Annotated in this window: 23 protein-coding genes; 6 read left to right on the forward strand and 17 right to left on the reverse strand. The window is 43.7% G+C overall.

Annotated features, from left to right (window positions below; all coding sequences use genetic code 11):
• Positions 1 to 31: 31 nt before the first annotated feature.
• From ACTRXI_RS09805 to ACTRXI_RS09820, 4 genes are all read right to left on the reverse strand, one after another.
• A complete protein-coding gene (locus tag ACTRXI_RS09805) occupies positions 32 to 1564 on the reverse strand; it encodes a BCCT family transporter (RefSeq protein WP_474262242.1) in 1533 nt (510 codons plus the stop codon).
• A 207-nt stretch (positions 1565 to 1771) separates the two neighbouring features.
• Positions 1772 to 2359: a type 1 glutamine amidotransferase family protein gene (locus tag ACTRXI_RS09810; protein WP_474262243.1), complete on the reverse strand. Its 588-nt coding sequence runs from the start codon at positions 2357 to 2359 to the stop codon at positions 1772 to 1774.
• Between the two features lie 69 nt (positions 2360 to 2428).
• A complete protein-coding gene (locus tag ACTRXI_RS09815) occupies positions 2429 to 2851 on the reverse strand; it encodes a VOC family protein (RefSeq protein ID WP_474262244.1) in 423 nt (140 codons plus the stop codon).
• A gap of 47 nt (positions 2852 to 2898) precedes the next feature.
• Complete coding sequence (locus tag ACTRXI_RS09820) at positions 2899 to 3459, reverse strand: sugar O-acetyltransferase (protein ID WP_474262245.1); 561 nt, start codon at positions 3457 to 3459, stop codon at positions 2899 to 2901.
• Positions 3460 to 3642: 183 nt separating this feature from the next.
• On the opposite strand from ACTRXI_RS09820, the gene ACTRXI_RS09825 reads away from it, so the two are divergent.
• Together ACTRXI_RS09825 and ACTRXI_RS09830 are read left to right on the forward strand one after the other, a co-directional pair.
• A complete protein-coding gene (locus tag ACTRXI_RS09825) occupies positions 3643 to 4236 on the forward strand; it encodes a TetR/AcrR family transcriptional regulator (protein ID WP_474262246.1) in 594 nt (197 codons plus the stop codon).
• Entirely contained in the window at positions 4233 to 4790 is a 558-nt protein-coding gene (locus tag ACTRXI_RS09830; protein ID WP_474262247.1) for a hypothetical protein, read from the forward strand. Before ACTRXI_RS09825 ends, ACTRXI_RS09830 begins: the two co-directional genes overlap by 4 nt.
• Before the next feature lie 17 nt (positions 4791 to 4807).
• On the opposite strand, the gene ACTRXI_RS09835 is transcribed toward ACTRXI_RS09830, so the two are convergent.
• From ACTRXI_RS09835 to ACTRXI_RS09845, 3 genes are all read right to left on the reverse strand, one after another.
• Complete coding sequence (locus tag ACTRXI_RS09835; protein ID WP_474262248.1) at positions 4808 to 5932, reverse strand: MFS transporter; 1125 nt, start codon at positions 5930 to 5932, stop codon at positions 4808 to 4810.
• Positions 5933 to 6025: 93 nt separating this feature from the next.
• Positions 6026 to 6577, reverse strand: coding sequence for a TetR/AcrR family transcriptional regulator (locus ACTRXI_RS09840; RefSeq protein WP_474262249.1), 552 nt, complete (start codon positions 6575 to 6577; stop codon positions 6026 to 6028).
• Positions 6578 to 6651: 74 nt separating this feature from the next.
• Positions 6652 to 6903 carry a hypothetical protein gene (locus tag ACTRXI_RS09845; protein ID WP_474262250.1) on the reverse strand — a complete coding sequence of 84 codons (252 nt, stop codon included), beginning with the start codon at positions 6901 to 6903 and terminating at the stop codon, positions 6652 to 6654.
• Positions 6904 to 7136: 233 nt separating this feature from the next.
• On the opposite strand from ACTRXI_RS09845, the gene ACTRXI_RS09850 reads away from it, so the two are divergent.
• Positions 7137 to 7961 (forward strand): DUF6920 family protein, encoded by an 825-nt coding sequence (locus ACTRXI_RS09850; protein WP_474262251.1) that lies wholly within the window; start codon positions 7137 to 7139, stop codon positions 7959 to 7961.
• Positions 7962 to 8403: 442 nt separating this feature from the next.
• On the opposite strand, the gene ACTRXI_RS09855 is transcribed toward ACTRXI_RS09850, so the two are convergent.
• From ACTRXI_RS09855 to ACTRXI_RS09895, 9 genes are all read right to left on the reverse strand, one after another.
• A complete protein-coding gene (locus ACTRXI_RS09855; protein WP_474262253.1) occupies positions 8404 to 8625 on the reverse strand; it encodes a DUF6007 family protein in 222 nt (73 codons plus the stop codon).
• A gap of 112 nt (positions 8626 to 8737) precedes the next feature.
• On the reverse strand, positions 8738 to 8977 hold the full coding sequence (locus ACTRXI_RS09860; RefSeq protein WP_474262254.1) for a M23 family metallopeptidase: 240 nt from the start codon (positions 8975 to 8977) through the stop codon (positions 8738 to 8740).
• Complete coding sequence (locus ACTRXI_RS09865) at positions 8871 to 9623, reverse strand: M23 family metallopeptidase (protein ID WP_474262255.1); 753 nt, start codon at positions 9621 to 9623, stop codon at positions 8871 to 8873. The genes ACTRXI_RS09860 and ACTRXI_RS09865 overlap by 107 nt, the downstream gene beginning before the upstream one ends.
• Before the next feature lie 52 nt (positions 9624 to 9675).
• Positions 9676 to 9849: a hypothetical protein gene (locus ACTRXI_RS09870; protein ID WP_474262256.1), complete on the reverse strand. Its 174-nt coding sequence runs from the start codon at positions 9847 to 9849 to the stop codon at positions 9676 to 9678.
• 151 nt (positions 9850 to 10000) lie between these two features.
• On the reverse strand, positions 10001 to 11518 hold the full coding sequence (arfA, locus tag ACTRXI_RS09875; RefSeq protein ID WP_474262257.1) for an arabinosylfuranosidase ArfA: 1518 nt from the start codon (positions 11516 to 11518) through the stop codon (positions 10001 to 10003).
• Positions 11499 to 12176, reverse strand: a complete 678-nt coding sequence (locus ACTRXI_RS09880; protein ID WP_474262258.1) for a YesL family protein — start codon at positions 12174 to 12176, stop codon at positions 11499 to 11501. The genes arfA and ACTRXI_RS09880 overlap by 20 nt, the downstream gene beginning before the upstream one ends.
• Positions 12177 to 12199: 23 nt before the next feature.
• The gene (locus tag ACTRXI_RS09885) at positions 12200 to 13042 is read right to left on the reverse strand and encodes a carbohydrate ABC transporter permease (RefSeq protein WP_474262282.1); all 843 of its coding nucleotides are present in this window, start codon (positions 13040 to 13042) and stop codon (positions 12200 to 12202) included.
• A gap of 6 nt (positions 13043 to 13048) precedes the next feature.
• Complete coding sequence (locus tag ACTRXI_RS09890; RefSeq protein WP_474262259.1) at positions 13049 to 13981, reverse strand: carbohydrate ABC transporter permease; 933 nt, start codon at positions 13979 to 13981, stop codon at positions 13049 to 13051.
• 54 nt (positions 13982 to 14035) lie between these two features.
• Entirely contained in the window at positions 14036 to 15406 is a 1371-nt protein-coding gene (locus ACTRXI_RS09895; protein WP_474262260.1) for an ABC transporter substrate-binding protein, read from the reverse strand.
• 196 nt (positions 15407 to 15602) lie between these two features.
• Here ACTRXI_RS09895 and ACTRXI_RS09900 point away from each other — a divergent pair, with 196 nt between their 5' ends.
• On the forward strand, positions 15603 to 16712 hold the full coding sequence (locus ACTRXI_RS09900; protein WP_474262261.1) for a substrate-binding domain-containing protein: 1110 nt from the start codon (positions 15603 to 15605) through the stop codon (positions 16710 to 16712).
• A 160-nt stretch (positions 16713 to 16872) separates the two neighbouring features.
• On the opposite strand, the gene ACTRXI_RS09905 is transcribed toward ACTRXI_RS09900, so the two are convergent.
• Positions 16873 to 18255 (reverse strand): sugar porter family MFS transporter, encoded by a 1383-nt coding sequence (locus ACTRXI_RS09905; RefSeq protein ID WP_474262262.1) that lies wholly within the window; start codon positions 18253 to 18255, stop codon positions 16873 to 16875.
• Positions 18256 to 18592: 337 nt separating this feature from the next.
• On the opposite strand from ACTRXI_RS09905, the gene ACTRXI_RS09910 reads away from it, so the two are divergent.
• Together ACTRXI_RS09910 and araA are read left to right on the forward strand one after the other, a co-directional pair.
• The gene (locus ACTRXI_RS09910) at positions 18593 to 20230 is read left to right on the forward strand and encodes a xylulokinase (protein ID WP_474262263.1); all 1638 of its coding nucleotides are present in this window, start codon (positions 18593 to 18595) and stop codon (positions 20228 to 20230) included.
• Between the two features lie 26 nt (positions 20231 to 20256).
• Positions 20257 to 21681 (forward strand): L-arabinose isomerase, encoded by a 1425-nt coding sequence (gene araA, locus ACTRXI_RS09915; RefSeq protein ID WP_474262264.1) that lies wholly within the window; start codon positions 20257 to 20259, stop codon positions 21679 to 21681.
• Positions 21682 to 21688 lie beyond the last annotated feature (7 nt).

Raw genomic sequence — 21688 nt, forward strand, 5'->3', positions numbered from 1 at the left:
CCCAATTTTATCAGGAGTTCTCCAAACCAGTTCAGGAAGCTTTATCCGGTTTATCAGCATTTTTACTTTTACCCTTTGTTTCAATATCTTTTTCCTCCCGGAGTGCTTTAAACAGCGAGTACACCATCAGTATCATTACGAGAGAAAACGGGAGCGCCGATATAATCATGACGTTCTGCAGCGCATCGATCCCTCCGGAATACAGCAGCACGGCCGCTGTAGCAGAAAGCATGAGTCCCCAGATGAACTTCACTACAGCCGAAGGATTCATTGCTCCGTTGGAGGTCTGCATACCAAGCACAAAGGTGGCAGAATCTGCTGAAGTAATAAAGAATGAAACAATTAGCAGTAGTGCAATGACGGACATGACTGTGCTGAGCGGGTATTGATCAAACACGCCAAAAATCGCTTCTTCAGGAGCCAGCGAAGCAATGTCTGCCATGCCGGTGCTTTGTACGTTCAATGTGGCTCCGCCAAACAGCGAGAACCAGATAAAGCTGACAATTGACGGCACCAGAATGACGCCGATAGTGAATTCCTTCAGAGTGCGTCCTCTCGACACACGGGCAATAAATATTCCTATAAAAGGCGTCCATGAGATCCACCAGGCCCAGTAGAAGATGGTCCACGCATTAATCCACTCTCTTGTACTTTCAGATGTCGGCGCGATCCGAAAGCTCATTTGCGGAAGCGTCTGTATATACGTACCAAGTGTATTCGTGAACAAATTCATGGAAAATAACGTTGGCCCGATAAAAAGCATTAAAATAAACAGAATGATTGTTAAATAGATGTTTGCATTACTTAAGGATTTAATTCCTTTATTTAAGCCGGTATACGCCGATACTAAAAACATTGCAGTAATAACGACAATAACAATCAGCTGCATCGTGTAATTATTCGGTGTGCCAAACAAGTAGGACATACCGCCGGAAACCTGGGTCACGCCAAGCCCGAGGACGGTAGCAATCCCCGATACTGTAGTAATCAGGGCAATAATATCCACCACTTTTCCACCGATGCCTTTTTCGTTCATAATCGGGCTGAGCATGGCGCTTACCATGCCCGGGGCGCCCAGACGGAATGTAAAGTAGGCAAAACAGATGCCGGTAACACCGTAGATAGCCCAAGGGTGTATTCCCCAGTGCAGGAACATGTAGCGCATAGAATCGACAAGGGCCTGGTCCGTTCCGACCTCTGCTTCCGGGGCGTTCGTTGCGTAGTGGGATACTGTCTCCGCCCCGCTCCAAAACACTAGTCCTACTCCCATCCCCGAGCTGAACAGCATCGCAAACCAGGTCGGATAGCTGTATTCCGGCCGGTCCTCCGGCCTCCCAAGACGAATGTTTCCATACCTGCTGAAAATAAAGTAAACACATAATAGTACAAATGCTGACACAAGTAAAAGATAATACCATCCAAAATGAGTCGATACAAATGATCTTACTGCAGAGCTTGCGTTAAAAAACGATTGTGGAATTGCGACTCCGACAACCGCCATAATAAGCAGTATTACCAGGGCTCCGTAAAATACAAAGCCTACTCTTGGTTTTTGATTATCCACGGCGGGGCTCCTTCCTTTTTAAACAGCGGCTGAGATCCAGAACTGATCGCCCCGGACACCTATCGTTTAAAGCTAAATAAGTGATACCCGCCGCAATTGCTGTGTAAACCCGCCTTATATCTTCAGATCTAATCGAAAAATCAAAAACCGCTGAAAATTAGCAATTCTGGATACTTTCTATTTTTGTATTTTTTCCTTAATTTCCATTTATAAAAATGGGCTTCCGTATTTTTCAGTGTATTCGTAATAGCCGTAGCGGTACATATACATTGTCTTTTCAATTTCCTCCGCCGCAGCAAAATTAATCATGTGCAAAACCAGTTCAGTGAACTCTATGGGGGCTGTGCCATTCGCAGTTACCAGGTTTTTATCTTTAACAGCCTGCTCTTCCATAAACTCTGCATCCGGATGATAGTTTTCGTAGTCCTGCCAGAAGTAAGCCGAATTGCCGGTATGGCTGAAATGATTTAAAAATCCATTCCTTGCTAAATAATCTACCGCTCCGCATATGGCACCGACCGGAATATTTTTAGTGATCGCTTTGTCCACTAAATTAAAAATATCATCGCTTTCAACGTCCCATTTGTTGCCGCCTATTAATACGAGCAAATCGAAATCCGGATGGTGGTTGATTTTATAATCCACCGCTGTTTTAAAGCCTCCGATAGATGTAACCTGGTCATGCAGAGAAATTGTACTAACCGCCCACTCCTTACCCTCATTCAATGTAGCCGACAGGTAAGCGGCTTCCCAGTCAGCATACTCATCTAAAAGCAGAAACAATGCTCGTTTCACAGCAAATTCCTCCAAGCTGATTTTTGTTATAACTTTACATAGGCCGGCTGCAGCCTAACTGAACAATGCTCACTCTGCCTCAATCCATGCCGGGTTCCAGACAATTTCCCACAGATGGCCATCCGGGTCCTGGAAATGTCCGGAGTACCCTCCCCAGAATGCATCATGTGCTGGGTCTGTGATAAAGGCACCTGCACGTTCCGCTTTCCCCATAATCTCGTCCACCTCCGCTTTACTATTCACGTTGTGACCGAGAGTGAATTCCGCAGGATTTGGCTGGTTGGCCTTTATACCAGCTTCATGCGCAATATTTTTACGATTCCAAATGGCAAGCTTCAGCCCTGCCTGCAGATCAAAAAAGGCTACTGCTCCGTGATCGAACTCCTCCCCTACAATCCCTTCAGTAGGAAACCCCAGCCCATCACGATAAAAGCGCAGCGATTTTTGTAAATCCTGCACTCCAATAGTAATCACAGACACATTTGGCTTCATAAAATCATCTCCTTGTAAAAATAAAATCATCTAATTGCCGGAAAGATTCATTGGTCCAAACGCCTAATAAGACGTGCCGGGTTTCCGCCCACAAGCGTACGGGCAGAAACGTCTTTGGTAACGACTGCTCCCGAAGCGATAACTGCGCCGTCTTCAATGCGAACGCCGGGATTAATGATGGCTCCTCCCCCGATCCACACATTATGTCCGATCGTCACAGGCGTTCCGTATTCCTGGAGCGTCGCGCGGGAGGCTTCCTCCATCGGATGATTTACGGTATATATGTGCACGCCCGGCCCCAGCATCACTCCGTCACCGAATGTAATTGGCGCCTCATCGAGCATAACGCAGTTGAAATTGGCGAAAAAACGGGCACCAAGATGAATATTATAACCATAGTCACACCAGAACGGCGCACTAATCCGGGCTTCTTCCCCCATTGTGCCTACGATTTCCTGTAGCAGCTGATTGCTTCTTTCTTTCTCCCGGACACTGGTGGAGTTATACTCTTCAAGCAGCAGCTTCGCCTGCAGCCGCTCCGATGCAAGTTCAGGGTCGTGCGGTAAAAACAGCTCTCCATTCATCATTTTTTGCTTTTCACTTTTCATTCGGACACCTCTTTTATTTTCGCCTCTTAAGCCTTGAACACTTCTATACGCCCACTATACCACTGTTCGTTTAGTCTGGGATATTTGTTTTACGGAATGTTCCAGAAATTTCTTTTTCTTTTTAATACACATGTATTAAAAAGATGGTATACTTACATTACTTTCTAAATACCGGGGTGTACTATGCCAAAACTCATTGACCACGAAAAGAAAAAAGAGCAGATTATTGAATATGCATGGCAGTCCATTGTGAACAGCGGGGCGAAAGGCGCGACGGTAAGAAATATCGCAAAGCTCGCTGACATGACGCCGGGGCAGATCCGCTACTACTATCCTACCCACAGCTCGCTGCTCGATGCAGTCATGAAAAAAGTAAATCATAAAGTTGCCCAAAGAATTCAGGAGATTTTCGGGCAGGAAAATGTCACCGAAAAGGAACGGGTCATTCAGGCGATACTCGCGGTCCTCCCTTTGGATGATGACCGCTATGCGGATATGGAGGTATGGATGGCGTTCCAGTACGAAATCCATGCAGCAGGAACGAATTTCATGGGAGATGAGATACGAATGCTCATTCAAAAAACCTTACAGTATTTGAAAGAAAAACAAATGCTGCAGGAGGACCTGCCTGTCGAGCTCACTACCATGCGTGCTCACGCCCTCGTTGACGGCCTGGCCCTGCATAAATGGTTAACCCCTGACCGCATAGATAATAATAATATTATTAAACTGATTCGCGAAGAAGTCTATTCCTGGCTTAAGGAGGAGCATAGATGAATTTCATACTGCTGTTGATTATTGGGATCGAAATAGCCTTCTGGTTGGTTATTGCCGCCGGGTTAATTATTCGTTACGTGTTTCAAATGCCCAGACTCGGGTTATTCTTTCTCGCCTTAACTCCCGTCCTGGACCTGGTGCTGCTGGCTGCGGCCTCCGTGGATCTTATGGGCGGGGCAATAGCTACCACGGCTCATGCCATTGCTGCCATTTATATTGCGGTATCCATTGTTTTTGGAAAGCAGATGATCCGCTGGGCCGACGAACGGTTCAAGTATTATATTATGAGGCAGGGCGACAAGCCGTTCAGGCTCTACGGCTATGCCTACTCCCGGAAATACTTTAAGGACTGGGTCAAACACGTATTGGCATATGCGCTGGGAACAGGGATGCTGTGGGGAGTTATTTTTGTCGTTAATAACGCAGACAGAACTGAAGCATTGAGCGGCACGATTAAATTATGGTCTCTCATCGTAGTGATCGATTTAGTTATCTCCATTACGTACTTTATATGGCCGCGCGAGGCGAAATATAAAGAAGAAATTCAAGAGTAACACGCCCGGGAACATCTTTAGTGCGATTGATATTTGAATATGATCGTCGCATAACCTACTACAGAAGCGGCGAGAAACAGTGTATGATAACCAAACGCACCAGCGACGATTCCGGAAAAAATGGATCCTGCCGCCTGCCCCAGGGCAAGCATTAAAAACGGCAGCCCCAGCCCAATGGAGGGATTCGTCCGGAATACTGAAACGCCCCACACAATTAGGACCCCGGTAATGAAAACATACGAACTCCCAAACAGAAACGGGGACAAAAAACCAACCACGGGACTGCCGGGCCAGCTGCCGAGAAGCAGAGACGCAGTGGACAGCGTTACTACTGAAAGCCTGAAGGCGTTCCAAATGCCAAACCGGTTAATAAAGATGCCGGCGGTACCGCCCAATAAACCTGACAAACCGATGATTACCCAGAGCCAGTCTCCGAGGTAGCCAGGTACGCCCTCCAAATTTACGATAAAATCTCTCGAAAAGGTCCAGTATGCCGCAGAAGAGATGCCCAGAAGCAGCGAGGCCACGATCAGCGGGACAGACTGCTTCCACTCCTGCTTCACAAAGCCAGCCGATCTCTTTTTTTCAATTGCCGGCTCGTGAGGGAGTACTTTGTAGTTGGCAGCCAGTACGATTACGGCGATAACCATAAAGATCATATACGTCTCCCTCCAGCTGTCCACCATCATAATTGCGATGGCACCGGTGAATGCCGTTCCGATGCTTGTACCGGAATTGATCCACGCATTCGCCTGGTTCTGCTCCCTGGCTTCTACCGTCGTATTTACAATACTGGCATACGGCGGGGACGATAGGCCCGTACTCATCCCTGCTAAAAATATCCCTGCCCCAAGCCCGATCGGAGTCAAAGAAACCGAGATAACGCCAAGGCCAATGATCGACAACAGTCCCGCTGCCACCAGCATCAGCCTCGAAGTCACCTTCCCGGAAAACATCATCGCTGCTACTATCGCTATACAGTACGCCACATAAGACATAGAAGAAATGATTCCACTCGTGGATTGGGTCATATTGATTGCTTCATTAATATAGGGAAGCATCAGTCCGTAGCTGAAACGGGACAGCCCGTAGGTCACCGCAATCATCGGCAGTCCCGCAAGGATTAATTTATTCGCATTCATAGCTATTCGCCCCTTTTTATTTATTGATCGTTCATTCAATAAACGGTGAAAAAATAAGAGCCGTCAAATAACGATGCTCTTTTATCATGTTTATTAGTGGGCCGTCTGCATGTTTTCCGCCAAATCGAATGCCGATTTTTCTATTTCTTCCATCTCCAGAATTTGAGCCATGGACGTAATTCCTTCCAGTATCATGAACAGCTTCATTCCTAGCGTTTTGGAATTATTAAAAGGCTTGATGTCACGCTCAATTTTATTTAATAAATTGGTTTTATGGTCCTTACTCATAGCAGTAATCTCTTCGTTGACTCCCTCATATTCCTGCTTTGCTCTTAAAAACAAACATCCATTAAAGCCGTCCGTTTTCATCCAGTCCACATGGGCCTGAATCAGTGATCCTGCGTATATGGTGAAACTATTTGCTCCCTCCGTTTTTTCTTTTATAAAGTCGAAATAACGCATTTCCCTGCGCTTTAATATTTCTATTATCAACACTTCTTTAGACTTAAAATGATAATACATCGTCATCGGCGCCACTCCGACTTCATTTAATATACTTTTGACCCCGACAGCATGAAACCCGTTCTGATAAAAAAGATCTTCTGCGGTGTTCAATATAACCTCTTTTTTCGATGCCGCTTTCATAAATCGCCCCTCCTTTTTATTTATTGAACGTTCATTATAATAAATCGTAACATATTCTATCGCGAAATGTTACTTTATTGTTTTTTCTTTCTAATTTTTTCTGCCGTCTCATTTAAAAATTCATCTATATTATATTCTTTGTAATCATCCCGAATTTCAGCAATGACCATGCTTTTCGCTTCCTGTTCTGATTTTCCTTCCTTCATTAAATCCAGCAGTTTGACATTATACGCAGCTTTGTAGTCTTCTTCACCTTCGGAAATATTTTCCGCATCCCCGCCCCAGATAATACCGACAATTTCTTCTAAAAACTCCCGATATTCCATATCGCTACCCCTTTTCGGATAATATTTTATAATTCAATTATACTTTACCCTTTCAAATGCAAGTTGAAGAAAATTCTAGAAAGTAAAAACTAAAAACTTTTTTCATGTTCGTCTTTTGATGAAAGTTTTATAAGGGAATAGCGGTATTACCACTAAGAAGAACGGAATGTCAGTATACTTTTGATATAGCCATACACACAGGAAATGAGTCCTGTAATCTGGAGGTGCAGCTGATGAAAGTTCTTTCTTTTATTATTTTTTTCATTATTATATTAATTCTCGAAAAATGGCGTTTTCACTATTTTACAAATAAAGAAATCGCTTCTCTTTCCGCTACTAGCGAAAATGACCAAGCTATGCCGATAACACAGCAAAGAATCGAAACTCTTCCTCTCCCTGTAGCGAGATGGCTCATGAATATCGGACTGGCGGGCAAACGTGAAATAAAGTCGGTACGATTAAAACAAACGGGATTAATGAAATTGAAGCCTTCACAGAAAAAGTGGTATCAATCAAATGCGGAACAATATATCACAGTCAATGAACCAGCGTTTCTCTGGAAGGCAGAAATAAAAATGCTTCCCTTCATCAACGTAGTCGGAAAAGATCTTTTTACGCAGGGCCAGGGACAAATGAAAATCAAAATAGCTTCGATTATTCCCATCGTAAACATAGCTGATAATGAAAAATTAAACCAGTCCACCCTGCAAAGGTATTTGCTTGAGCTGCCCTGGTACCCTTCCGTTGCGCTCAGCCCTTATATTCAATGGAGGCAGATCGATGAGTTTTCCGCCGAAGCCACTATGGATTATAACGACGTTTCGGGGTCCGCCACATATCAGTTTAACGCTGAAGGAAATATAGAAAAAATTAGCGCTTTGCGATATAAGGATAGTGGTAAAAATGCAAAACTTCTGGAATGCGTCGGGGAGGTTATAGAGAATTCCACTATTGATGGGATAGATATTCCTACAACATTAACTGTTTCGTGGATGTTAGAAGAAGGAAAATTCACGTGGTATAAAGTAGAGGTGAAAGACATAAAATTTAATGAATAACCATAAACAAAGCAAAAGACTGTCTCTTTATACGCCTGGAGACAGCCCTTTCATATTCACGATTTAAAAACATACTTTACCATAAGCACCCAAAAGGGGATAACAATGATGAGAAGTAAAACAATAGCGACCGCTGATAATAGATTGGAAATCAAAGAGTCTTGAACAATTATTAAATAGATATTAAAAAAAATTACAGCCGTGAGAAAAATTCCTCCAATGACTGACCCGGTATTTATCGTTTGTTTCAATTAAACACCCCCAGCTATAGAAAACAACGAACCCTTGCCAGGTTCGTTGCATTCGTTATGAAAAATTCCAGAAAAACAAGCAACAGAAGAGCGATGTTATATTCTATTCTTACTCATTATAGCACCTGGTTGTCTTTTGATTAAGAAAAAACCATTGAGAACAACGACCGTCCGCAGTGAAATACGATTAACTATTTTCTGTTCCGGCGTTTTCCTGCTTCCACCAGCGTATGAGTAACGTAAAATAATCCAATACCAACAAAAATAATAATGAAGACATTTACAACAATACTCCATAAACCATGGACGGGGAGGTATGAAAACAGCCAGGCCATCGGGAGCAAAAAGATAAGATCATATGTATTAATTTGAGCAAAAGTATATTCAAGAGTTTCCTGTTTCTTATCTCTCATATTTGCCCACCTCCTATTTTAGCCAAATTCTTTTTAACTATAAAATATGACTGCTTACTCTGGATATCTCTGTACATATAAATACAAATCACTCACGAATACATTTTTAATATCATTCATTGATTTGCTCGCCGCGGATAGAATTGCAGCCGTTCTCAAACCTCATACGGATAGATTTCCCTTGAAGAAAATCCGCCCGGGTCGACAGCTGCATGTGCAGATGGGCCTCTGATGAATTGCCTGAGTTACCGCATTTTCCTATCAGCTGTCCTATTGAAACGCGTTCTCCCTCCTCTACCAGAATCGAACCGGGCTGCAGGTGAGGCCAGAACGCTGTACTCCTCGTGAGCATGATGAATAACCACCACATTACCCGCCAGCTTCTCTTCATTCATGACTCCTGGCTCGTTGTCCGGGATTCCATCCACAACCGCAGCTACAGTACCCTCTGCCGGCGCATAAATTGGTTCCCCATACGCCGCATAGTGCTCATTTCTTGCCGGCGATTTTTCATAGGTTTTTCCGTTAGTTTGAATTACCAGATCATACGCATAGCGTTGGTTGGATAGATGGTGATGAGCGTTAGCCAGAGGATGATTTCCACCCCCATCGATTGTCCATCCTGCCCCCGGCTCTACCGGCCAGCGATACTGTTGCCTGGATTCCTCCTTTTCGCCAATGGGATCAATAGCTACGGGAATCATAGCCAATCCGTGTATGATGTATTGATCATCCATGTAGACATCAAGCGCCCGCTCATTCCGGTCGTCGTTCCAAACGTACTGCACTAAATGTTCATCTATTTGACATGAAAACAGAAGACTATATGCTGTTACCCCTTTATTGAAGCCGGCGGCCATTTTCTGAAATTCTTCGCTGGCAGCAAGCCGCTTAAAATCGTTGGTAGTTTGCTCGTAAATGCGAACAAAATCTCCGCGCAGAAACGAATTTCCAAACTCCTGAGGCGGTATTGGATTATCCGGAAATGTAGACGTCATAATGCCTTCCCCCTGAAAAGTCATTTTGCGTTTCGTATTACTAACCATCCGGTTACTTTTTTGGGGTGCTTATCCAGGAAGTGTCCCAGGCAGCCGTCAGAATAAAGATTACTATCAGCCCAGCGGATATAATTGGCTTTCCTAATTCATAGCCGAGCCCCAGACATCCAGCGATAATTGCTGCCAATAGCAAGGAAACCGGCGTTATTATTTGTTTTCCCTTCATCTTTGATTCCTCCAATTACCAACAGCTTCTACTTTTTATTCCTTCATCATATCAGGAGTCAACAATGGAAGGAATGTTATGGATAATATTTGTTTCGAATTAAAAAAGGGTCCTTAGACATTTATCCAAGAACCCTTTTGGCCACTTCAATTTATTTTTTTATACGCAGTCTTACCATATTCCAGGACATGCGCGGCAGCTCTGCCTGCATCTGCTTTTCTTCCAGAACAGCATTGCCACCGTTGTGCGGTGCTACCTCTTCCTTATCTTTCGTGTTCACCGCTTTCGGATCATCATGCTCGAGCACGACATGCTCCACTACCTCCGCCTGTTCAAACGAACGCAGATCATAAGAGATGGATAATGATTCTTCTAGATGCCTGTTGGTCATAAAAAGCACCAGCTCATTTCGTTCTTCATTCAATACTACCGCACTATCTAAGTATGGAACGTCTGTAAATTCCCTGGAATCGTATTTATCCGATTGAATAATCGGGTGCAGTGCTTTTCCACGTCCGTAGACCGACAAATAATAATATGGGTAATAAATGGTCTGCTTCCACGCTTTCCCCTGATTTTCCGTCATAATCGGTGCGATCACGTTTACCAACTGCGCCATGCAGGCCATCTTTACACGATCAGCATGGTTAATCAGCGTATGAACCATGTTAGCTACGAGCAAAGCGTCTTCGAAATTATAAACATCTTCCAGCTGCGGCGGCGCGATCTGCCACGACTCCAGCTGTTTATCCGCTTCGGTCGAATGAAACCATACGTTCCATTCATCAAAACTGAGATTAATTGTTTTATTGCTTCGTTTTTTAGCCTTAATGTAATCACATGTAGAGATGACCGTACGAATGAATTGATCCATATCCAATGATTTTGCTAAAAAATTAGCCGTATCGTTATCATGGTTTCCATAATATTGGTGCAGTGAAATATAGTCGGCAAATTCGTAGGTGTGTGAAAGCGTCGTCGCTTCCCACTCCGGGAAGGTCGGCATAGCGGAATTCGAACTACCACAGCTCACCAGTTCAATCGATGGATCCACGGTTTTCATCGCCTTCGCTGTTTCATAAGCGAGACGTCCGTATTCGTCAGCCGTTTTGCCGCCGATCTGCCAGGGCCCGTCCATTTCATTGCCAAGGCACCACGTTTTAATATTGTGCGGCTGTTCGTAGCCGTGGGCTTTCCGTAGATCACTATAGTACGTGCCTCCGGGATGATTGCAGTATTCCAGCAGGTTTCTTGCAGCATCGATGCCTCTGGTCCCCAGATTTACAGCCATCATAACCTCGGTGCCGGCTTTTGCCGCCCAGTCGGCAAATTCATTTGTACCCACTTCGTTTGTTTCTATAGTGCTCCAGGCAAGCTCGAGCCGTCTCGGCCGTTCATTTTTTGGCCCTACGCCGTCTTCCCAATTATACGCAGAAACCATGTTCCCCCCTGGATAACGAACGATGGGAACCTGCAGATTCCTGACTAATTGCAGCACGTCCTGGCGAAAGCCCTGTTCATCTGCATTTTCATGTCCCGGCTCATAAATGCCGCCATATACAGCCCGTCCCAATTGCTCGATGAACGAGCCGTAAATTCGCTCATCCACCTCAGAAATCACAAAATCTTTATCGACAATAACTGAAGCTTTAGGTTGTTTTTTCGCCATATTTTGTACGCTCCTTGGATATGCTGTAATTCTTAGATTCCTGTTCTCGTGCACTTTTTTCTTCCAGTCGCTGGTACAGGTTTTTCGTAATAAATACAGTTGCTAATGAGGAAAGACTGCCGTAGAAAAAGAGGAAAAATGCCGGGATCGTTAACGCCCCGTAGATTAAAGCAAAATGAACTGCTATTAATGCAACAGTAATGTGCATTTTTGTGATTCCAATAATCAAAGCGTTTTTAAAGTAAGTTAATAAATTCGTTTGAAAGCTTGAATGTAAAGCAAACAGATGCACTGTCAGTGAACTGTAAACGACTAAAATAACAATGTAGAAAAATATTGTTACTGCGTTTGCGGAAAAACCGTTATTCAGCGCCGCATAGTTAACAAGAATAAGCACGGCGCCTCCCAGCCAAAGGAAGCCAAGCATGTTTGCCTGTATGAAATCCCGCTTGTAAAACTGAATAAATTTTTTCCCTACCTTTATCTCCCTGCTATTCAAAAGCTCTTTTGAAACACCAAGTGCTGCAGTCGAAGCTGGAAAAATACCAAATGCTATCAGGCCACTAAGCATTCCTACAATCCAGCATACGTTTAATATAAATAGTTTATTGATCCATGCGAAAATCATATTCAATTTTTCTAATGGGAGCTTTTTCATACCTTTTCCTCCCTCTGGAGTAATCAGCCTTTAACACCGCCGACAGTAAGGCCGGAGATGAAGAATTTCTGAAAGAACAGAAACAGAATGACAATAGGAACAATGGTAAGAACGGATCCGGAAAACAGGAGCTCATAGTTATTACCATATGGAGTAAGCAATGTGGCCAAGCCTACCGGAAGCGTGAACATTTCATTTGATCTTAATACAAGCAGCGGCCACAAAAAGTTGTTCCAGCTGGTAAGCCCCTGGAGAATAGCCATTGCCGCAAACGAAGGACCCATGAGTGGCGCCATTATTTTGAAAAAGATGCCGTACTCTGTGCATCCGTCAATTCTCGCGGACTCCATTAGTTCCTTCGGCAGCCCCAGACAATACTGTCTAAAGAAAAACACTGCCACCGGGGCAACAATTAAGGGGAGCATTACCGCAAAATAGGTGTCCACCAGGTTTAAACCGGTCATCATCTGGTAAAGGGGAAGCATTAAGATTTCAAACGGTACCATCAGTACAAACAATACGAGCATAAAGATAACTCTTACTCCTTTGAAATTGTACATCGCTAGCGCGTAACCCACCATGGAGGAAAAGAATAGTGATAATACAATTAAGCCTCCACTAACAATGAGACTGTTCATATACCACTGCCAGTAGCTGGCCCCTTCCTCAGAAAATACAGCCAGGTAATTACCAAGATCCAGACTGGCTGGATCGAAGAAAAACGAAAGACCTTGCCTCATCAATTCTGAAGAGGGCCGCATAGAAGCTACAATCAATGATACTACCGGGGTGAGAGCAATTACAGTTATTACTGCAAACAATGCAGTCAATAGAATTGACACCCATTTTTTATTATTTTTGCCCATCACTCTTTAATCCTCCTTTTTGAAGGCGCCAAAGAATTTCAGCTGAACCATGCTTACAACAAATATGATCAGCATTAGCACGACTCCGATAGCTGCGCCGAAGCCCATGTCATTTTGCTGAATGCCTTCTTTGTAAATATATCCTACAATGGTTAAGCCAATATTGCCGGGAGAACTGTTTTCCCAGAATACAAAGCTTTCTTCAAACATCCGGAAGCCGTTAATGATCGTAATGGTGGCTACGAAAATAATAACAGGCTTTAAAGCAGGCATCGTAACGAATAAAAATTTCTGCCATGCGCTCGCTCCGTCGATATCAGCCGCTTCATATAACTCCTCCGAAACGTTCTGCAGACCAGCGAGAAAGTATAGTATGTTCACGCCGATCCAGCGCCATGAAGCAAGCAGCACCATTAAAAACATTCCCGTGCCTGCTCCGTACCTCCACTGCACCGGGTCCATGCCAACAAGTCCAAGCAATTCGTTTACAAAGGAGTTTTCCGACTCCCCGAACATCATCCGGAAAATAATACCGGCGACGATAACCGAAGTAAGAGCAGGTATAAAAAGTGAAGCCCTGAAGAAATTTTTAAAATACAGGGATTTACTGTTTAAAAATACTGAAAGTATAATTGGAATCATTACCAATATAATGACTGTAAAAAACACGTAGGTTGCTGTATTTCCCAGCGCCTGAAAAAAAGTCGGGTTTAAAATACGTTCATAATTATGAGTTCCTATAAAAGTCGTCTGGCCAGGAAGAACCTGCTGAAAACTCATAATGATCGCCTGAATCATTGGATACAAGTACAGTGCCAGGAAAGATACAATGAAAGGCGATACAAAAACATAAGGAGCAACCTTCTTTGAATTCAGGAAATGCAGAATACCTTTTAAAGAAAAAGTCTTTTTATTGGACATTGTTTCTGAACGTTCCATTTTCTGCTCCTTTCCGCTAAATAATAATAGAAGGAGGGCAAAAGCCCCCCAGTTCTATTCTTCTGTCTGCCCGCTGCTTACTGCGTCTTCAGCCTGCTTTAATGCTTCTTCTGGGTCCTGGCTCTGCTGCCTGATAGCGCTGTTCAGCACATTCGTGTGAATTTCGGACTGCACATCCGGCAGATCCGATGTAATATTCAACGCTTCGATTTCCCCATTTAAGTCCAGAAGGGTGTCAAAGATTTCATCGTCAAAGTAGTCATAGTAAGGGTTAGGTTCATCCATGGCTTCATCATCCCACACAGTGTACATTGGTGGATCAAATCCTAATTCCTGCCAAAGTGCAATATTTCCTTCTTCAGACAATTTCGCATAGGCTAAAAATTCTTTAGCCAGTTCCGGCTCTTCCGTCTGATTCGTCACTACTGTACCTGTACCGCCCATTCCAGCTGTGCGGTTTCCGCCTTCCTCCCATACCGGCAGTGGACGAATTTCCATTTTCCCTTCGAGATCAGGCATATAATCAATAAATCTGCCCATGTACCAGGTTGGCATCATTAACGAAGCGGCTCCTCCGTCATTCATGTATCCATAGTATTCTTCAGAGTGATGAAATCCGCCTGGTGTTACTTCTGCTACTTCATGTTCATTCACCATGTCGTCTAGAAATTGAAGTGTATCAACGTTAGTATCGTTTGCCAGGGTTAGATCGCCTTCATCATTGAAGTAATCGGATCCTCTTTGACTGATTAAAGGCCAGAAGCTGAAATGCTCATCAACCTCCACTGTAGTCATCATAGAATCTGTATTTTCTACCACCTGTTCTCCTGCTTCTACATAGTCATCCCAGGTAACAATTTCATCTATATCCACCCCGGCCTCTTCCATAATCTCCGTATTATAGTACATTACTGTAGCGCCAACGTGGTAAGGCATACCGTAATAATTATCATCCTTGGAATATATATCAAACCGTTCTTCCACCATATCGTCGAGCACTGGCTCTACGTATTCATTCATCGATTCTAATTGAACGTCACCTTCAAGGAAGTTGGCAAAGTAACTAATTTCTATGTCCGCCATGTCAGGAGCTCCAGACCCCGACTGTAGAGAGAGAAGCAAATTATTATTCATCTGATCAATAGGGTATACCTCAGCCTGTAATTTAATCGGCCTGTCTTCATGCCCCTCATTCCATCTGTTTACTGCATCTTCATAAATACCAATATGTTGTTCATTGAATGTCCAAAAAGTTAATTCGGTAGCATTCTCACTATCTTCCCCGATTACTTCTACTTCATCTGCTTCGCCTTCTCCTCCTTCTCCGCCTCCTTCACCATCACTTCCGCTACCACTCCCGCCGCCACAACCTGCTAAGTAAACCAAAGACAGCATCGCACCACCAAAAATCGACCAACGCTTCATAGTTGTCCCCCTTATCTATTTTCCTAACTTATACGTACAAGTTATTTTTTTATTTAACCATACAGGTACATTTATTGCAAGCGCTTTCTATATATTTATTTCAATATTTAGATATCAAATGCCGACAAATACTGACAAAACAATTTTTCTTCAGTTGTACGCATGTGTATGATACGATAAAAAGAAAAAGAGGTGCATGATGGTCTCAAAATATAAACAATTAAAGCAGCACATCCAATCCAAAATTTTGGACGGCAGCTTCCGTCCCCACCAAAAAATTCTATCTGAATACGAATACGTAAAGAACTTTGAAGTAAGCAGACATACGGTACGCCAGGCTATCGGCGAGCTTGTGAGCGAGGGATGGCTGTACCGGGAGCACGGCGTCGGCACATTTTGTGCAGACCGCTCTAAATTTTCTTCTCCCTCCACCCGTAAAAACGTAGCCATTATCACTACGTACATTTCAGATTATATTTTCCCCTATATTATACGCGGAGCTGAAAGGTATTTAAGCGATAAAGGCTACAACGTTATTCTTATGAGCACCAATAACGATTTTGATAAAGAAAAACAGGCGCTCGAAAATATTCTTACCCAGCAGGTCGATGGACTGATTATTGAGCCGACACGCAGCGCGCAGGCTAATCCCAATCTAAATTACTACCTGAATCTCGAAAATGCCGGTATCCCTTATGTTATGATGAACGCGTATTATGAAGAGCTTGAACCGCTGAGTTTAACCTTAAACGATCAGGAAGCCGGATTCCGGAACGCGGAGCATTTAATCCAGTTGGGCCACCGGCGGATAATTGGGTTATTTAAAACTGATGACATGCAGGGCGTGCAGCGGATGAAAGGTTTCCTTAAAGCTCATCGGCACTACGGCTGTCCGGTGGATCCCTCCCTTTTGATCACGTATTCCACCGATGAAAAGTATTCCAAGGCTGCTCAAGCTGTTGAACAGATTTTAAGGGATCAGACTGATGGGCCTACTGGACTTGTCACCTATAACGATGAACTCCTGCTGCAGCTTCTCGATGTGCTCCGCGATAAAAACCTGCAGGTTCCTGGGGATATTTCTGTCGTAAGTTTTGACGATTCCCATTTTACCCAAATCTCCGAAGTGAAATTTTCTTCCATCGTACATCCTAAAGAACGTATGGGAGAGGACGCAGCCAAATATGTAACGACTCTCATTGAACAGCCGGATGCCGCCCTTTCCTCTATTGTATACGAGCCTCATTTTATTGACCGCCATTCGACACGGAGTCTCCAATTCACACCAGCGCTGGAAACAGAATAAATATTAAATACGGACCGGCAGACAGCTGGACCGTACTCAAAAAGGAAGCTGCCTCTTTTATTACGGGCAGCTTCCTTTTTCGTCTGGTTACAATTCGTAATTCCTGTAAATATTATTTTAAAGCACAGTAATTCCGGGCTCCTCCGGGCCTTAGAACTGTTTATTTTTCAAAGCGATAGGCTTTCTTGGAAGGCTCCCATATTGTTTCTATTTCTTCTAAAGACTTATTTTTCGTTTCAGGTACTATGGTCATCACAAAAACAAAACAAATAACGTTAATAACCGCAAACATCCAGAATGTAAAAGCACCTCCGGCGTTATTGATGAGTACAGGCGTGAACTGCCCTATCGCCCAGTTAGCTCCCCATAAAAACATGGTCGCAATTCCGACTGCTTTTGCACGCATATGATTTGGAAAAATTTCCGGAATCATAATCCATGGAATTGGGCCCATTGAGATACAAAATGCTGCAGTAAAGCCCATGATAAAAAGCAGCGCCCAGATTCCATTACCTGCATCAAAGTAGAAAACGCTTCCAATAAGAACCATAAATATTGCCATCAAACTCGATCCTACGCCCATCAATCGTTTTCTTCCTGCTTTGTCGATTAATAAAATAGCAACTACTGTAAATATTACCTGTACGGTTCCTATTAAGCTGGTGGCCAGAAATTCAGTATTATTTTCAAACCCAACCAGCCGGAAAATCGTTGGTCCGTAATAAGTTACAGCGTTCATTCCGATAACCTGATTAAATAGAGCCAGGAAAATACCGACTGCCATTGCTTTTCGAAGACCCGGCTTCAACAGCTCTCTAATTGATGTGCTTGATTCACTTCGAAGAGAGGTTTGAATAGCCTCAAGTTCCAGTTCAGCTGTGCGGGTGTTATTGATTTTTTCCAATGTCCGAAATGCTTCTGTATGCTTTTGCTTTTTCACTAAATATCTGGGACTTTCAGGAATAAAGATGAGCATGATAAAAAAGAGAACTCCCGGCACTACTCCGTATCCGAGCATCCACCTCCAGCCTGTTTCAACTCCCCATCCATAGCTGCCCGAGTTTGCCACAGCAAGGTTAATATAAAATGTAGCTGAGATACCAATAATAGTGAACAACTGATACATAGAAGCCAACCGGCCGCGTATAGCAGGCGGGGCACACTCAGCAATATACGTAACTGACAACGCAGAGGCAAAGCCAATTCCGAGACCGCCCAGAACTCTTGCGAGAATGAGAGAAGTAACACTCATAGCGAGCGCAGACCATAAGGCGGAAACAGCAAAGAGAATCCCCGACAGCATTAAAATCTTTTTTCTGCCAAAGCGGTCACTTAAATATCCGGACAGCCCGACCCCGGCCACTCCTCCTACCATAACACTTGAAATAATAAATCCTTCCATAGCCGGACTTAAATTATAAAGCTCCTGCAAAAAGCCGATGGCGCCTGAAATTACTGCGGTATCAAAACCATACAAAAACCCTGCCATTCCTGCTGCGGAAGCTATCAACAATACATACCAGACTGACTGCTTCTCTTTCATGATGTTCAATGTCCCCTTTCAATAATTGGAAATGATAACGTTCACAAGAAAACTATCATATGTTCGTACAAGTTTCAATAATTTGGGTTATTTTTACATTAGTTGCATACAAGTATTTTTTTAAAATTAAACTAACGACAATTTCTCACTCCTTCTTTTCTAATTATGTTGTTTAAAAAGGATAGAAAGCGGTTGCAAGAAGCTTCGTTTCGTGGTTAAATGAACATAACTTATACGTACAAGTTATGTTTTATCCATTGATTTCATTAACGCAATGAAACAGAAATGAGAGATTCATTCGAGTTACTAAAAATGCTTTTTAAAGGAATGAGTCAAAATGAAGCAGTCAGAAATGAAACAAGCCATTACTCAAGGCCATACTTCACTCGGAATTGAATTTGGCTCCACGCGTATTAAAGCAGTACTGATGAACAACAGCTTTGAAACAATCGCCACGGGCAGCTATGAATGGGAAAACCAGATGAAAAACGGTCTTTGGACATACCATCAGAAAGATATTATTGCTGGTTTGCAGAAGGCTTATGGTGACATGAAATCCGAAGTGGAAAGCGCGTACGGGATTACACTCCGAACTATTGGTTCGATAGGTATTTCAGCTATGATGCACGGCTATATGCCATTTGATCACACCGGAGAACTGCTCGTCCCCTTTCGGACGTGGCGTAATAATACCACCGGAGCTGCGGCCAGCGAATTGACGAGCCTTTTTCAGTACAATATCCCGGAACGATGGAGTATTGCCCACCTTTATCAGGCTATACTCGATGATGAAAAACATTTGCCGCGTATTCAGTTGATTACGACTTTAAGCGGATACATCCACTGGCTGCTGACCGGAAAACAGGTCATTGGAGCCGGGGATGCATCGGGGATGTTTCCAATCGACGAAACTACTCAGGACTACAACGATTTCATGCTTGAACAGTTCGACACCCTCATTACAGCAAGAAATTATTCATGGAAAATTAAAGACATTCTTCCTGAAGTTCTTACAGCCGGCGAACAGGCAGGCACCTTAACCAATGACGGCATCAAAATTCTGGATAAATCACAAAATCTACAGCCCGGGATTCCGTTTTGTCCTCCGGAAGGTGATGCCGGAACCGGAATGGTGGCTACGAACAGTGTGAAAAAACGTATCGGAAACGTTTCTGTAGGAACCTCTGTTTTTGCAATGATTGTACTGGATCAAAAAATTTCTAACACGCATCCAGAAATTGATTTAGTTACTACACCAAATGGAAATTCTGTCGCCATGGTGCATGCGAATAACTGTTCAAGTGATTTGAACGCATGGCTTGGATTGTTCCGGGAGTTTTCAGAAGCAACTGGCCAAAAGCTTGATTCCGACGAATTATTTGAAGTAATGCTGCAGAAAGCTCTCGAAGCGGATCCTGATGGCGGCGGCCTGCTCAGCTATGGTTATTTCTCCGGTGAAAATATTACAGGAATGGAAAGCGGCCGCCCCTTGTTTGTACGCTCTCCGGAAAGTAATTTTAATTTAGCTAACTTCATGCGAACACACCTCTTCTCTGCTTTCGGTGCCCTAAAAATCGGCATGGATCTTTTAACAGATAAAGAGCAGGTGGCGATTGATAATGTCTTCGCTCATGGCGGCTTATTCAAAACTCCAGTGGTTGGACAGCGGATAATTGCTGCTGCAATAAATACGCCTGTTTCTGTTATGGATACGGCCGGAGAAGGCGGAGCCTGGGGTATTGCTGTACTGGCCTCCTATATGAAGAACAAAGGCCAGGACGAGGCCTTGGAAGAATTTTTGGACAATAAGGTTTTTAACGACATCGAAACCACGGAAATCCACCCGGACCGTTCTGACGTGGAAGGCTTTGAAATTTTTATGGAACGTTATAAAAAAGGTCTCGTCATCGAACAGGCGGCGGTAGAGCATTTAACACCGGCCGAAGCAGTCAGCAAACAAGTCAAAGTAAATTAAACTATCAATAAGAAAAGAGGATACTTATGCCCGCTATCGAAAAAAAAGAATTCTGGTTCATCGTCGGTGCACAGGAGCTTTACGGAGAAGAAGCGTTAAAGGAAGTAAAGGCTCATGCCCAGCATATAGCTGATGCATTAAATGAGAGCGGTGTTTTACCTTACCCGCTTATTTTAAAAGACTTAGCAATCAATACAGATGAAATTACACGCACCATGAAAGAAGTAAACTATCGTGACGAAGTCGCGGGTGTTATCACTTGGATGCACACGTTCTCCCCTGCGAAGATGTGGATCCGCGGGACGAAAATCCTGCAAAAACCGCTGCTTCATCTAGCTACTCAATTTAATGAAAGTATCCCCTGGGAAACCATCGACATGGACTTCATGAACCTGAACCAATCGGCCCACGGGGACCGCGAATACGGCTTTATCAACGCTCGTTTAAACAAGCAGAACAAAGTGGTCGCCGGCCACTGGAAGCACGCTGATATTCAACAGGAGATTGCCCATTGGATGAACACAGCTGCAGCTTATAATGAGAGTTTCAACATTAAGGTTGCCCGTTTCGGTGACAACATGCGCAATGTGGGCGTTACAGAAGGCGATAAAATTGAAGCGCAGATTCAATTTGGATGGGTCGTCGATTACTACGGGATTGGAGACCTTGTCGAATACGTCAATCGTGTTACAGATAAAGAGGTTGATGCACTCCTTTCAGAATACAAGGACCTTTATGAATTTGATTACGGCAGCTATACAGAAGAAAAATGGAAAGACAGTGTTAAAGTACAGGCAAGCTACGAGATTGCCATTAAACGCTTCCTGGACGATGGAGGCTACAATGCTTTCACAACCAACTTTGAAGATTTACATGGAATGAAACAGCTTCCCGGCCTTGCGGTGCAGCGTCTAATGTCTCAAGGATACGGCTTTGCTGCTGAAGGAGACTGGAAAACGGCTGCGCTTGACCGTTTGATGAAGGTGATGAGCCATAACGAGGCAACAGGGTTTATGGAAGATTATATCTATGAATTAACAGCTGGGAAGGAAGCCATCCTTCAATCCCATATGCTTGAAGTAGATCCCACGCTGGCAAACCATAAACCAAAAATCGTGGTATCGCCCTTAGGCATTGGAAACGGCGAAGACCCAGCACGCTTAGTCTTTGATGGTAAATCCGGGGACGGGGTCGTGGTTTCGATGGCGGATTTTGGAACGCATTACAAGCTTCTGATTAATGAAGTTTCGGCATTTGAACCGCCTGCTCCTGCACCGAATCTCCCGGTAGCCCGTATACTTTGGAGCGTTAAACCAAACCTCCAGGATGGGATAAAAGCCTGGATTGAAAACGGTGGCGGTCACCACACTGTCGTTTCATTAAATGTAACGACAGAGCAGATTATTAATTATGCAAAGCTGGTTGGCCTGGAATACGTCGTTATTAATTAATATATTT

This window comes from Marinococcus sp. LNHM4E3-1 (assembly GCF_056034405.1).